The sequence below is a fragment of the Nostoc sp. JL34 genome (genome assembly GCF_017114945.1).
Taxonomy (GTDB): Bacteria; Cyanobacteriota; Cyanobacteriia; order Cyanobacteriales; family Nostocaceae; genus Nostoc.
The window spans coordinates 13,204-28,256 of record NZ_JABXKQ010000149.1 but is presented as its reverse complement, the minus strand read 5'-3'; the positions used below and the strand labels follow the sequence as shown (position 1 = coordinate 28,256).

Annotated in this window: 8 protein-coding genes; 2 read left to right on the top strand and 6 right to left on the bottom strand. The window is 44.6% G+C overall.

Annotated features, from left to right (window positions below; translation table 11 throughout):
* The first annotated feature begins 144 nt into the window (after window positions 1–144).
* On the top strand, window positions 145–582 hold the full coding sequence (locus tag HWQ44_RS27390; RefSeq protein ID WP_292725135.1) for a response regulator: 438 nt from the start codon (window positions 145–147) through the stop codon (window positions 580–582).
* A 156-nt stretch (window positions 583–738) separates the two neighbouring features.
* On the opposite strand, the gene HWQ44_RS27385 is transcribed toward HWQ44_RS27390, so the two are convergent.
* On the bottom strand, window positions 739–2,067 hold the full coding sequence (locus HWQ44_RS27385; RefSeq protein WP_292725134.1) for a hypothetical protein: 1,329 nt from the start codon (window positions 2,065–2,067) through the stop codon (window positions 739–741).
* Window positions 2,068–2,518: 451 nt separating this feature from the next.
* Here HWQ44_RS27385 and HWQ44_RS27375 point away from each other — a divergent pair, with 451 nt between their 5' ends.
* A complete protein-coding gene (locus HWQ44_RS27375; RefSeq protein ID WP_292725133.1) occupies window positions 2,519–2,884 on the top strand; it encodes a hypothetical protein in 366 nt (121 codons plus the stop codon).
* Window positions 2,885–3,138: 254 nt separating this feature from the next.
* Here the strand turns inward: HWQ44_RS27375 and HWQ44_RS27370 are convergent, their stop codons facing one another.
* From HWQ44_RS27370 to rpsT, 5 genes are all read right to left on the bottom strand, one after another.
* Entirely contained in the window at window positions 3,139–7,188 is a 4,050-nt protein-coding gene (locus tag HWQ44_RS27370) for a DNA-directed RNA polymerase subunit beta'' (RefSeq protein ID WP_292725132.1), read from the bottom strand.
* 102 nt (window positions 7,189–7,290) lie between these two features.
* Entirely contained in the window at window positions 7,291–9,168 is a 1,878-nt protein-coding gene (locus tag HWQ44_RS27365; protein ID WP_094342607.1) for a DNA-directed RNA polymerase subunit gamma, read from the bottom strand.
* 161 nt (window positions 9,169–9,329) lie between these two features.
* On the bottom strand, window positions 9,330–12,629 hold the full coding sequence (gene rpoB / locus HWQ44_RS27360) for a DNA-directed RNA polymerase subunit beta (RefSeq protein ID WP_292725131.1): 3,300 nt from the start codon (window positions 12,627–12,629) through the stop codon (window positions 9,330–9,332).
* A 790-nt stretch (window positions 12,630–13,419) separates the two neighbouring features.
* A complete protein-coding gene (locus tag HWQ44_RS27355; RefSeq protein ID WP_292725130.1) occupies window positions 13,420–14,217 on the bottom strand; it encodes a TatD family hydrolase in 798 nt (265 codons plus the stop codon).
* Between the two features lie 80 nt (window positions 14,218–14,297).
* The gene (gene rpsT, locus HWQ44_RS27350; protein WP_292725129.1) at window positions 14,298–14,591 is read right to left on the bottom strand and encodes a 30S ribosomal protein S20; all 294 of its coding nucleotides are present in this window, start codon (window positions 14,589–14,591) and stop codon (window positions 14,298–14,300) included.
* Window positions 14,592–15,053 lie beyond the last annotated feature (462 nt).

Genomic DNA, 15,053 nt, shown 5'->3' with positions numbered 1-15,053 from the left:
ATAGTACAAAAATACTATATAGAGCGATCGCACTGTGCCAGTTGCGTAAGTCCTGCCTAAGTTTGTGTATTTAGGGTGAATACTTATTCCGCTCTATGCATTGCAATAGAAATAGCAGACTATAGCAGGCAATAAAAAGACGGTATGGCAACGAATCAAAAAATCAATCAAGAAACTGAGTTAAATTCGCCCCATCACCTTGTTGGAACCACGATCTTACTGGTAGAAGATGAGCCAGATATTGCAGATTTGCTCATCTTCATTTTGGAAGCAGCAGGTGCAGAGGTAATGGCTTTAAGCGACGCAGAAGAAGCCCTTGTTTTGGTCGAATCACTTCATCCCGATATTCTGCTGTGCAATATGAAGTTGCCCGATCATGATGGAAATTGGTTAATTGAGCAAATTCGAGTGCATTCTTGCCCATCCCTAAGACAGTTACCTGCGATCGCTATCACTTCTTATACACGGGAGGTGTCAAGTCATAAGGCTTTGAATGCTGGTTTTGATCGATTTCTAGTCAAGCTTGAAAGTCCAGAAGAAATCGTAGATGAGATTGTTCACTTGTTATCTACCGATGTTTAAATCTAACTATCTGGTTTTTATCTCGTTTTTGACATTGATTTTACCCACTAGGTGCTTGGAGCGTACAGCTATCTGTACGCTCCTATAAAAGACTCTACCTTGGAAAACATATAACCTTAAGTGGGTAGAGTGAGATATTGGATATATCTATTAACTTTATTGAAAACCTTTTGCTGATTTTTTTTGCCCCTTACTCTTAGGCTTAGATTTGTTCACTTCTCCTAAAGCTTCTTGAAATAAGTTGTGTAGATGTATAGGTACACTGGCAATTTCTGGTAACTCTGGCTCAATAGGTTTGTGGAATTCTTGCAAAAGTATATCCAAGTCACTTTCAAGCCTAAACTCTGGACGTTGCAAAAATGTTTGCAATACATTTTCTAATTGAGTTGAATACTGTTGCGCTAATCGATGCCAGATAAAAGCATTAATACTTTTATCTTCTAGGTAGTAGCGAATTAATTTTTCTGCCCCTTGAACACTTTGCCAATCCTCTGCCGCTAAAATTGCTTGTATCTTACTATATGTTGGTAAAAACATCTGTCCCCAACGAGGATGAGAAAGAGCCGTTACCTGTTCTGCTTTCTTGAGTTCAGCAGGTAAATCAACCTTTGGCATAACCATTTTGCTATTGCCGCTTTTGCTGTTGAACATCTGAGAAACTGCATTTGAATCAGCACCAAATTCTTGTGCTGCTGCTTTTATTTCCTCATCTGTGATGCCAGCTGCTTCTGCCACTTCAGTCAAGGATTTGGAAGTATCAATTCCTGCTGCTGCAAAAGTTCTCTCAGTAATTACTTCTTGAAATTCCGCTATTTTTTTATTAAGCTGGTATCCAGATAATGTGATTTCATCAGTACCAAAAAAGTCTATAAACTGCTGGTGATATAGTTCTACTGACTGCCAAGCTTCTTCTAGCAAGTCGGGAGCATCGCTGTAAAGACTAGTTTTATAATTCTCTTTGAAATTACCAATTGCTACAGCAAGTTTTGGTTTACCTAATTTACCCATTATTGTGTAGGGGCCAGAAAACATCCAGTAGCTATCGGTAACAGGAGAAATGCGAGTTAACAAGATTTCTCCGACTTTCAACCGAGATATTGCCTGTAATGTTTGAGTATTGTTTGGCTTGACGATGTAGTGTTTATCTGTCAACCAGTTCGTCAATTCAAAGCCATCAGGTAGAATATTCGTTATGGCAAATAAGCCAATAAAACTATGATGCCAACTGTTGACCAGACTGCGATCGCTTTCTGCTAAATCTGGATTGCTTTCGATAAACAAGTCTAATGGAGACTTATCACCGACTTTCCCATCTGTCAGAAAGCTATCGATGATTAAATCCTGTTGCGTACTATCCCCACTTCCACGGCGGGACTGTGCTGCTGCATAAGTTTCCAGTGCTTTTGCCAGTTCCCCTTCAGCATCAAGGACAAAATCAACTAAGGTTTGTTTTAATTGGTGCGATCGTTCTAATATGACATCCACAAGTTAATCTCTCGGTGCAATAGATGTAGATTATAGCTCTTAAGAGAATTACAGCATCTAGCTATTGCTATATTTCTGGTAACTTCTACTTAGCGGATTTAGTCGCCAAGCTTCTGTTCTAGTAAGTTTTGACCAACGATATAGAGCTTTTAACAACTTTCTGCGTTACTGTTTCTTAATTGTAAATTTATCACCTCCGACAACAGAAGCCTTTGTCCGAGGTGATAAATTTACTGACTACCGACAGATGGAGTCACTTCAGAATATGTACTTGTGAGTTAAACTCGGTTAAATGTTGAGTGTTTTCGCTGTAACCCAGAGAGACAATGAGTACTTTATCCTTATAGACAAGAAGATATCATTCATCTGGCAAGTGTAGATTTTAGGTGCGGGGGTAAATTCACATTAAGCGTTATGTTATGACTCAAGCTAATTCTGAGGTAAAAGCAAGATGAATCTCGACATTTTCATCCAAGAGTTGACTGAAACTATCAAAAGCGGAACTGAAGAAGGCATATTAAAACTAATATATTTTTCTGACAATGCATTTGAAGAGTTTAATAATTTAGGCGGAGGCAATGTATTCAAAAAAATGCTCGTACTTCCATTTATTAGCTTTAAGGATAAAGACTTACAAGTAACAATAAGTGAAGTTAAACTCTCAGAGTCAGATAGAGAGAGATTTTTAAAGAAGCTTGCTGACAAAGTACAGCTTGAATGTATTGCTAATCTAACCTATCAAGACAAATACACAAATATTTCAGTTTCTGCTCCCATTGGTAAAATTGATGATATATATAAGCTAGTGTTCTTTTAAGGTATCTACGAATAATATAAAGTTCAGTAACTATCTATACGATTGCTCATTTACTCCTGTGTGCTGTTGCAGATTTCTATGAGGATGTTACTTTTGAATCGCTGTAATTGACTGACTACTAACTTGAAAGCTAGAAATCAGAATCTCGAGGATTTAAAAATGTGTTTTTAGAGAGCAAAATAAAAAGGCAAAAGAAGATTTTCTTTTGCCTTTTTACTTTTTACCTTTTAATAGATACGTGAAATTTCAAGTCTCTATTCGTCATCGAAATCATCTTCGTCGTCTTCCTCTTCTTCCTCGTAATCGTCGTCGTCTGCGACTTCATCGGCGATTAATTCATCTTCGTCATCTAGAACTGACCTTTCTGCACGTCTGCTGCCAAAACCAGATTCCCCAAGAGTAGGAGAATCTAAATTATAGGTGCGAGCTGTACGGTCATCTAAGACCATATCCAGGGGATCATCAACTTCATCCAAGACACTACTGGTAATTTCAGCAGCATAATCTTCGATCGCACCGGGTTCATCATAGGTATTGTACCCAGTACCCGCCGGAATCAATCGCCCGATAATCACGTTTTCTTTTAACCCGCGCAGCCAGTCGGATTTGCCTTCGATAGCTGCTTCGGTAAGTACCCGTGTTGTCTCTTGGAAGGATGCGGCGGAAATAAAGCTATCGGTATTCAACGATGCTTTGGTGATCCCCAACAACACTGGAGTATACTGTGCCCTAGCACCGCCTGTAATTGCCATCGCTTCGTTCACCTGCTCAACTTGGCGCAGTTCCACCAATTCGCCCGGAAGCATTGTGGTGTCACCACCATCATCAATCCTGACTTTGTTGGTCATCTGGCGAACAATCACTTCAATGTGCTTATCGGAAATATCAATTCCTTGAGACTGATACACCATTTGCACTTCATTCACCAAGAAGGTTTGTACCTTCTGCAAGGCAATGCTAGCACAAGCATAGATTCCGTCTTCGGAACCCAGGCTAAAGAAGATTTCCAAAATTTCGTGGGGATTGGATGGGCCATCAGTCAACGGTTGTCCGGCTAATACCATTGATCCATCTGGCACAATCAAATTTTGTCCTGGTCCTAGATTATAATCTGCGACCACGCCATTTGATTCTACGACCTTAATGGAGATCGCTTCATCACCACCCTCAGCGTAAACTACCTTAACTTCACCCGCCCGCCGACATAAAATGCACGCTTCTTTCGGTTTACGAGCTTCAAGTAGTTCCTCAATCCGGGGCAAACCTTGAATGATATCTCCAGTTTTGGCTCGTTCAAACACCAGCAACACCAAGTTATCACCCCGTTGTACCAAATCGCCGTCTTCTATCTGCAACACAGCACCAGGGCTGACTCGGTAGGGGCGACCAATACGGGTAGTAATAACGTAGTTTTTATTACTCAGAGCGGACTCCCCAGCAGATGCACCAGCGGCACTTTTGATATCTACCACTTGCCCTGATTCTGGGGCAAAAACTCCAGGAGCAACTTCTGCACCTTCTACTAGCAAGTCACCCATTTTCACTTTGGGCTGAGTACTAGTATTAATGGTGAGCCTGTCAACGTCGCGCAATACCAAGCAGCGACGAACGTTTTCGGTTCCTTTTTTGACACCCCGCACTTCCCCCCCTTCTTTGCACAAGATTTGGGTACGTGCGACTACAGAACCTGGGGCGATGGTTAGTCCATCATGTACCTCAAGTGTCGTCTGGGTACTACCTTGTGTAGCATCGGCGGTAATGTCTCGACGAATTACCAAGGATTCCAAAATTACCAGTTGTAAACGTTGAACTTCTGGGTCTTCGGTATCCTCTACTAATTCAATATCTGCTGCTAGGGGTGAAGCATTATGGTCTTGTTCCCCTTCTTGCTCAATTTCCAGTACAAGCTGGGTTCTCAGCAGTTCTACACCTTCAACAGATTTGACGCGTTCTGAATCTTTGTAAGGTAGTCGCTGCACAGCCCGCAACTGAATCGATCGCCCGGTTTGTTGGCTTACCGATGTCGTTGATGGCACATCTGGATTATCCGGTACGGCAAACTCAACTACTGGACGACTCAATAGGGCGGGCCCTTCTGGTGTCTCCACATACTGGATATAACGCAATTCTGTGGCGACGCTGCCTTGGAATTCCTCACCTGGTTGGATAAAAGTGTTATCTCGCCCAATGACTGATTCTGGGTCGTCCACCATCAGCAGTTCCCCTGGCTTCACCACCACTTCGCGCAGGATGTCGTTTTTCTGGGTCACTTCTACCACACCACTGTTTTGGCAGAAGATATCCTTCACGACTTCGGTACCAGCTTCTACAAACTGACCGTCTTCCACCAACAGCAAGGAGATATCTTTATTAACTTCGTGGCTTTCTTCAGGAATCCACAACAGAGTACCACCCTGCACAACTTCATAACCCAGCTTGGCTTTGCCTTTTTTCTGGACTTCGACACCCGCGAATTTCAGGAATCCACCAGTGGTTGTGCGATAGCGGTCATCAATCAATTCAGCGACTACTTGACCATTCTGCACTTTTGTGCCTGGTGTAGCGCGGAGGTTAAATATCTGGTTGTTGCCAGTAGAGACTAAGTAATTATTGCGACCTTGAGAACTTTGGACTGTCACCGTTGCTTGGTCTAAGACCACAGAAGCAGTGATAATTTCAATTTCCCTGGTACTCTTACCTGGGGTAGCTTCGGGCAAGCGCACCACACCACCATGCAAACTGCTTAACTTGGTTTCTGCTAAAACTCCATTAGAAGCGATCGCATCACCATTTTTCACCACCAATTCTGCACCTGGTGGCAAGTTGTAAACTTCCCCAGACAAAATCCATATCAAACCACCCCGTGCGGCGGTGGTTGTGGTATTACCCTGACGGTCGGTTTTTTGTTCTGGAACTACTTCAGCAAATTGCACTTCCCCTGCTAAGTCAGAGGCGACATCTTTAACTGCTTTTTCTGTATTAGTCCGAGTTGTCCGTCCACCGAGGGCAACCTCTGCCAACAACTGACCTTGTTTTACCTTATTTCCATCAAATACATATAGTGTTGAACCTTGAGTCAGATGAACTTCCTGGTTCTCTGGGGTAACATCACCTTCTTTTTTCGGTTCCAGAAGCAGGATGCCATTAGCCTCAACATAGAGGGCATCTTCCCCGTGACGGGTACGATAGGTTCTAGTCTTCAATTTCCGAGGAAGCTTGACAGTCCCATCAATTTTAGAACGCACTTGTTGCGCCACTTCCCCAGTAAACACCCCACCTGTGTGGAATGTCCGCATGGTTAACTGGGTGCCAGGTTCACCAATACTTTGGGCGGCAATAATCCCCACAGCTTCGCCCAAATCCACCATCTTGGCGTGGGCCAAACTCCAGCCGTAGCAGTGTTGACAGACAGAACGTGCGGCTTCACAAGTTAGTGGCGATCGCACCACAACTTCTTCCACCCCAGATTTTTCAATTTTCTTCGCCAAATCCTCAGAAATCGGGGAATTGCGGGCTGCAATCAATTCTTTTGTTACCGGATGCACCACATCTTCGCCAATTACCCGTCCCATCAAGCGGGTTGCCAGAGGAATCAAGGTTTTGGCCCCTTCTGTCATTGGTCGAATCGCCAGACCTCTAGTGGTGCCGCAATCAAATTCCCGAATAATTACATCCTGGGATACGTCCACCAATCGGCGGGTGAGATAACCAGAGTCAGCCGTCCGTAAGGCAGTATCCACCAATCCTTTTCTGGCACCGTAAGACGAAATAATGTATTCCGTCACAGTTAATCCTTCACGGAAATTGGTTTTGATCGGCAAATCGATAATTTCCCCTTGAGGATCTGCCATTAGTCCCCGCATCCCCACCAACTGCCGCACTTGAGAGATGTTTCCCCGTGCCCCGGAGAATGCCATCATGTATACGGAGTTCAGGGGATTAGTCTTCTTGAAGTGAACGACTACTTCATCTTTCAAGGCTTCACTAGTACCATTCCAAGTATCGATTACCTTTTGGAAGCGTTCTACTTCAGTGATTTCTCCCCGTTGATAACGGGTTTCAGTAGCGCGAATTTCTTCCTCAGCTGCTTCTAAGAGCAATCGCTTAGTTGGTGGTATCATCAAGTCATCTACACTGATGGAAACCCCTGCTTTGGTAGCGTAGCGAAATCCCAAATCTTTCAATTTGTCCGCCATCACTGCGGTTCGGGCTGTACCATAATTCGTAAAGGCCCAAGAAATTAATTTTTGCAGTTGACTTTTGTTAACTACGCGATTGCGAAAAATCATTTTTTCGTTAGTCATTAATCATTAGTCCTGAGTCATTGGGCATTGGGCATTGGGCATTGGGCATTGGGCATTGGGCATTAGTAACTTTCCCATGCGCTATGCCCCATGCCCTATTCCCTAACTTGCTAGTGCTTCCTGAATGGCATTGTTGTAAATAACCCGGCCAGGAGTTGTGTATATATACTGTGAAAGTACATTGCCTTTCGCGTCTTGTCTGACTCGACGGAACTTATAGAGTAATGTGCGAGTACCATCCTCGTTTTCCGTCACTTTCACAGGTTCTGTATCCGGTTGGTCTGATTCTATTTCACCGTCAAACCTTACGTAAATATAGGCGTGCAAGTCAATTTGATCTTGCTGAAAAGCCATAATTACATCCTCTAGCGAAGAAAAGTAATTTCCTGCACCTTTTGTCGCACCGGGATTTTCTGCCGTTAAATAATAGGCTCCCAACACCATATCTTGGCTAGGTGTGATGATCGGTTTACCTGTGGCTGGTGACAAAATATTGTTAGAAGCCAACATCAACAACCGCGCTTCAGCCTGACTTTCTAACGACAGAGGGACGTGTACCGCCATTTGGTCGCCATCAAAGTCGGCGTTAAACGCTGGACACACCAGAGGATGCAGTTGAATCGCTCTACCTTCTACTAAAATCGGTTCAAAAGACTGAATACCCAAGCGGTGCAACGTTGGTGCCCGATTTAGCATTACAGGGTGTCCTTCAATCACCTCTTCCAGCACATCCCAAACGCTGGGATCATTGCGGGATATCAGCTTTTTCGCAGCTTTGATGTTATTTACCATACCGCTACGAATCAGGCGGTTAATTACAAATGGTTGAAATAGCTCAATTGCCATTTCTCTAGGCAAACCACACTGGTGAATTTTCAGCTTTGGCCCCACCACAATAACCGAACGTCCAGAGTAATCAACCCGTTTACCTAACAAGTTTTGTCGGAAACGTCCTTGCTTACCTTCAATAATGTCGGACAAAGATTTTAGGGGTCGGTTATTTGCCCCTACCACAGTGCGTCCCCGACGACCATTGTCAATTAAAGCATCCACTGCTTCTTGCAGCATCCGCTTTTCGTTCCGCACGATAATCTCTGGTGCTAAAATTTCTTGCAAGCGTGCCAAACGATTATTGCGGTTAATAACCCGCCGATACAAATCATTCAAATCGCTGGTGGCAAAGCGTCCGCCATCTAGTTGCACCATTGGGCGCAAGTCGGGGGGAATCACAGGAATAACTGCCATTACCATCCACTCTGGTTTGGAACCAGTGGCGATAAAGTTGTCAATCACCCGCAGTCGCTTAATTAGCTTGGCTCTCTTTTGCCCCTTGGCGTTGCCAATTTCTTCGCGTAGACTTTCGGCTTCTTGCTCTAAATTGATATCGGCAAGCAAACGCAACAGCGCTTCAGCACCAATACCTACCTCTACGCCTTGCAGCACAGAATCTTCGCTATAAATTTGGTCTTCTATTTCCAACCACTGGTCTTCACTCAGTAGCTGTTTGTAAGTTAAAGTTTCGGCATTACCTGCACTCAGGACAACATAAGAGTTGAAATAGACAATCTGCTCGACATCCCGCAAGGGCATATCCAACAGGATGGAAATATAGCTAGGAATGCCTTTGAGATACCAAACATGAGCTACTGGTGCGGCGAGTTTAATATAGCCCATGCGGTGGCGACGCACCCGTGACTCGGTGACTTCGACCCCACAGCGCTCACAGACAATACCTCTGTGACGGACTCTTTTATACTTTCCACAATGGCATTCCCAATCTTTTGCGGGGCCAAAAATGCGCTCACAAAACAAGCCATCCATCTCTGGCTTGAGAGTTCGGTAGTTAATCGTCTCTGGCTTGGTAACTTCACCGACTACTTGACCGTTGGGCAATGTTCTCTCGCCCCATTGCCGAATGCGTTCAGGGGAAGCCAAGCCGATTTTTACGTAGTCAAACTGATTAGTTTGGGCAGGTCTCATACTTAAGTGCTGAGTTCCGAGTTATGAGTTATGAGTTTTGAGTATATTTAGTTTTGGAACATTGGGCATGGGGAGTTGAAACAATGTCCAATGACGGCAGTTGCTCCACTTGGGGTTTCCCCAAGACCGCACTGCCTTCCCCATGCCCGATTCCCTAATCCTTATTCGTCATCATCCAGCGATTCGCGGGAAAGAGATTCGTAAGTTGGTCGAGGAGGTGTGCGACGGGCTGATTGGTCTGCCATCAAATCGACTTCCACGTCTAGGGAACTGCCGTCTGCTTGGGTTTCTACCTTGTGTACGGCAATGTCTAACCCCAATGATTGCAACTCGCGCATCAGTACCTTGAAGGATTCTGGGGTTCCAGGTCGAGGAATCGCCTTACCTTTAACGATCGCATTTAAGGCTTCATTTCGTCCTTGCATATCGTCAGATTTAACTGTGAGCAATTCCTGTAAGGTGTAAGCCGCACCAAAGGCTTCCAATGCCCACACTTCCATTTCCCCAAACCGTTGACCACCTTGTTGTGCTTTACCACCCAAGGGTTGCTGAGTCACCAGTGAGTATGGGCCTGTAGAACGGGCGTGGATCTTATCATCCACCAAATGCACCAGTTTCAGCATGTAAGCCACACCGATAGTGATTGCTCGGTCAAAGGGTTCGCCTGTACGACCGTCGTACACCATGATTTTGCCTGGATTATCTGGGTTATATACCCAGTCTTTCCCTGTTTCGTCCCGTGCTTCTTGCAATTTTCCATGCACGATTCGGCGGGATGTCTCTTCACCGTACATTTCATCAAAGGGAGTAATCTTAAATCGGACTCCCAAGGTCTGACCAGCCCAACCCAAGAGGCACTCAAATACTTGTCCGACGTTCATCCGACTGGGTACACCCAAGGGGTTAAGTACAATGTCTACTGGTGAACCATCGGGCAAATAAGGCATATCTTCTGCTGGTAATATCCGAGAAATAATCCCTTTATTACCGTGCCGTCCTGCCATTTTGTCGCCAACTTGGATTTTGCGTTTTTGGGCAACGTACACCCGGACTACCATATTGGCTCCTGGTGGCAGTTCATCGCCTTGTTCACGAGTAAACAAGCGCACATCAACTACGCGACCTTTTTCACCGTTAGGGACTCGCAGGGAATTATCGCGCACATCCCGCGCTTTTTCACCGAAAATGGCCCGCAACAGTTTTTCTTCTGGTGGTTGGTCAGATTCACCTTTGGGTGTGACTTTTCCTACCAAAATATCTCCAGCTTCTACCCATGCCCCAATGCGAATGATTCCCTGTTCATCCAACTGACGCAAGGCATCTTCCCCAACGTTGGGAATTTCTCTGGTGATTTCTTCTGGCCCCAGTTTCGTTTGTCTCGCTTCAATTTCATATTTTTCAATGTGAATTGAGGTATAAACATCATCCTGCACCAGTCTTTCAGAGATTAAAATTGCATCTTCGTAGTTGTAGCCTTCCCAAGGCATATAGGCAACTACGATATTTTGTCCTAGTGCCAATTCGCCGCCTTCAGTGGAGGAGCCATCGGCTAGCACCTGACCAGCAACAACCCGTTCACCAATGCGGACGAGAGGTTTCTGATTTAAACAGGTGTCTTGGTTTGAGCGTTGGTACTTGGAAAGAGTGTATCTAATTTCAGGGGTGCTAGCTTTCGGACGGACGCGAATTTCTGTAGCATCCACATAAGTAACATCGCCATCGGTACGCGATACAACCACCATCCCGGAGTCTCTTGCTCCTTGGGCTTCCAAACCAGTACCCACCAGAGGACGCTCTGGTTTGAGCAGGGGTACTGCCTGTCGTTGCATGTTCGACCCCATCAGTGCTCGGTTAGCGTCATCATGCTCCAAGAAGGGAATCATGCTAGTCGCTACCGACACAATCTGTACGGGAGATACTGCTACGTAGTCCACCTGTTCTGGTGTTGTGGTGGAAAATTCTTGGCGATACCGGACTGGTACTAATGGCCCAATAATGTGCCCAGTTTCATCTACAGGAATATCCCCTGGAGCAACCCGCAGGTCGTCTTCTTCATCGGCTGTCATGTAGGCTGGAGGCTGGTCAAATCTGACTCGCCCATTTTCCACAGGTCTAAATGGCGTTTCTAAGAAGCCGTACAGGTTCACCCGCGCATGGGTTGCTAAGGAGCCAATCAATCCAGCGTTGGGGCCTTCTGGTGTCTCAATGGGGCAAATGCGTCCATAGTGACTAGGATGAATATCTCGCACGGCAAAACCGGCGCGTTCGCGAGTTAAACCACCAGGGCCAAGGGCACTTAGACGGCGTTTGTGGGTCAGTTCTGCTAAGGGATTGGTTTGATCCATGAACTGACTTAACTGACTGGAACCAAAGAATTCTTTAATTGCTGCTACTAATGGTTTGGGGTTCACCAAGGAAGCAGGAGTTAGCACTTCAGCATCGGATACGGTCATTCGTTCCCGAATAATTCTCTCTAAGCGGTTTAAGCCCACCCGTACTTGGTTTTGCAGCAATTCACCGACACTTCTCACCCGCCGATTGCCTAAATGGTCAATGTCGTCGATATTACCGATGTCATATTCCAGGTTAATTAGATAATCTACGGCTGCCAAAATATCTCCAGCAGTCAAAACGCGCATTGTGTCTGGGACAGAAAGGCGCAATTTCTTGTTGAGTTTGTAGCGTCCGACGCGACCAAGGTCATAACGTTTCGGGTCAAAGAAACGGGAGTCGAGGAGTTGTTGTCCACCTAACACCGTAGGTGGTTCACCGGGACGCAGTTTCCGATATAACTCCATCAAGGCTTCTTCTTCAGAGAATTGCCCTTCTTTTTCAATGGTTTTTTGGAAATATTCTGGGTGGCGTAAGGAGTCAAAGATTTCGTTGTCTGATAACCCTAAAGCTTTTAAAAGTACCTGGGCTGAGAGTTTGCGGGTTTTGTCGATGCGTACCCAGACCAAATCGTTACGGTCTGTTTCAAATTTCAGCCATGCTCCCCGGTTGGGAATTAAGCTAGCTGAATAAGTCCGTCGCCCGTTTTTGTCTATTTCTGATTTGTAGTAGACTCCTGGCGATCGCACTATTTGGTTAACAATTACCCGTTCGGCTCCGTTAATAATAAACGTCCCGCGATCGGTCATCAAAGGCAAATCACCAATGAATACCTCTTGCTCTTTGATTTCCCCGGTTTCTTTATTAATCAAGCGTGTGGGAACATACATTTGGACGGCATAGGTACTATCCCGCCGTTTGGCTTCTTCGACGCTATACTTTGGCTCTTTGAGTTTGTAGTTATGACCCAAAAAGTGCAGTTCTAATTTGCCCGTATAATCTGTGATAGGACTAAAGGAGTTGAGTTCTTCTATCAGCCCTTCTTCCAAAAACCAGCGAAAGCTTGACCGCTGAATTTCAATCAAGTCGGGCAACAGAAAGGCGGGTTCCATATATGTTTCTTTAGTCATGCCTCTACCTTTGTCAACTCTGGTTAAATTTTCCCTTGGACACTGCTCTTTGACGCTTCCCACTGCTAGTCAGTGTCTTTAGCTTGTTTGGGAACTTTTTCTTACACACTTGCTATTTACAGGTGTGGGCAAACGCAGCGATTAAAGCTGGCTGGAATAAGCAATTTTTACAGGGTGGTAATCACTCCTACGAGGTACTGGGTACTAAGATTATGAGGGAGCAGAGAAGCAGTTGCTGAAAGTCTTTCCACTCTGCACCCAATGCCCAACCTCCATTTCAACAAGAATATACAGTTGAGATATTCCTGAGTTTGATCTCTTTTCCTCACTTCCCCTCCAAAAAGCGCGTTAATTTGCTGACGCAACTCCACACAGTGTGTCTTAAATTCACCCCGCTATTTATACTCTAAGTGATAGCCTAGATATCCTAAGACTGAGGCAATGATCCGTACCTTCTCGGTTTGGAATCATAATCACTTCATTTTGCTGAATTGTACTCACAAGGCAATTTTGTTTAACGATTTTGAATAGGATCAATACACACCAAGCTGAATCTTGTGCAAAAGTCTAGCTCAATTTTGGTTGGCACGGTTAGTCATGTGTGGAGAGCATCCGCTTGTAGAGATTTGGAGGATGGCCAAGCCATAACAGCACGGACAAATTCAGATGAGAAGTTTTAAGTTCCTTCCTTTATCATTATGGCGCAAGCAAAATGTTTTTGAGGGAATAATATTAGCATATTTTTGTCCCCCTAGAGTTTTATTTTTTTAGCACAACTTAACAAAAGATACTAGGGCAGGGCTGATATTGACAGACCAAATAATTCACAGGCATTTTGGGTGGTTTGATGAGCGATCGCCTCTACCGTTTCCTGACGCAGTTTAGCTACTTGCTCGGCTACATAAAGCACGTAAGCGGGCTCGTTGCGCCTCTCACCCCGTTTCGGAACTGGAGCGAGAAATGGACAATCTGTTTCAATCAGTAGCCGATCGCTACTCACCATTGCCGCTGAGGATTGGATCGCTTTGGCGTTTTTGAACGTTACTGTTCCGCTAAAGCTGATATAGAAGCCTAAATCGAGAAACCATTGAGTTTCTTCTGGCGTTCCTCCCCAGCAGTGCATGACACCCCGCACTCTTTTCCCTTTGATTTTTCGCCATTTTTGCAACACTTCTCTGGTTGCCACAGCAGCATCGCGGCAGTGGATAATCACTGGTAAGTTCAGTTCAGATGCGATCGCCAATTGTGACTCGAACACCATGTACTGTTGCTCGTAGTTATCAGCTTTGTAAAAATCCAGCCCCATTTCCCCAATTGCTACAACGTTCGAGTCAGAACTTGCTAAAGTTTTGATTTTCTCGACGGTCTCGCTATTCCATTTCTCAGCATCTAAAGGATGTAATCCCACAGCAAAGCTGATTTCTGGAAACTCTTGGGCTATGGATTGAATACTAGAAAACTCCTCAGGGTGAACACAGGAATGTACTAAACGCACTACACCTGCTTTTTGCCACCGCGATCGCACTGTTGCTAAATCCGGCTGAAAACTATCAAAGTTGAGATGTACATGCGTATCTATCAATTGCATCTTTTGTCCTTTGTTGTTTGTCCTTCGTCATTTGTCGTTTGTTTAATGACCAATGACTAAGGACAAATGACCAGTGACTACTAAGCTGTTTCTGCGAGGGGTTTTAGTCTGTGAGCCAATCTTGACTTTTTCCTTGCCCCATTGTTGGGGTGAAGGACACCCCGTTTGATCGCTTTATCGATTTTGCCGTAAGCCTCAGATAATCTAGCCTGCACTTCTTCTTTTAATTCTGGGGTAGGATTAGCTGTATAGGCAGCTACAGCATTAAAGTATTTCTTCATCAGCGTCTTGACTGCTGATTTGTAAGCTTTATTACGCAGTCGGTTACGTTCTGCGATTTCGGCACGCTTGAGAGCAGACTTTGTATTCGCCACAGTCAATTCCAAAAATACTATTAATTATGTACACACACTACTAGACTTACTAATATAGCATCCAAATTGCCAATGTTATAATTTCCTAAAAAAATTCGGGTATTGGGTATGGATGAATATCAATAGTTCTTGTTCCAATACGCTTGGCTCAAGGATAATCGTAAGTTAGGTAAAGGAACAAAACTCAACCTACGCAGTTTGTGGTTTTTGACGCTAACCCAAGCGTATTGGTTCTGGTTCTCTACTCCCGACTCCCCAATTCATTGTGTCGTCAATTTAGGAAATGCGTTAAAATGAGCTATATCAAAGAAAATAGTTACCCTAACTCACCACTTGATTTAGCCATGTGATTGCCAATAAATATCATCTGTCCGTAAAGCAGATGTATTGTTAGAGGCAAGTAATAACTGGAAAAATATCAATTTCAGGCAGTTCTAACATATAGAACCGAACACATGCTAT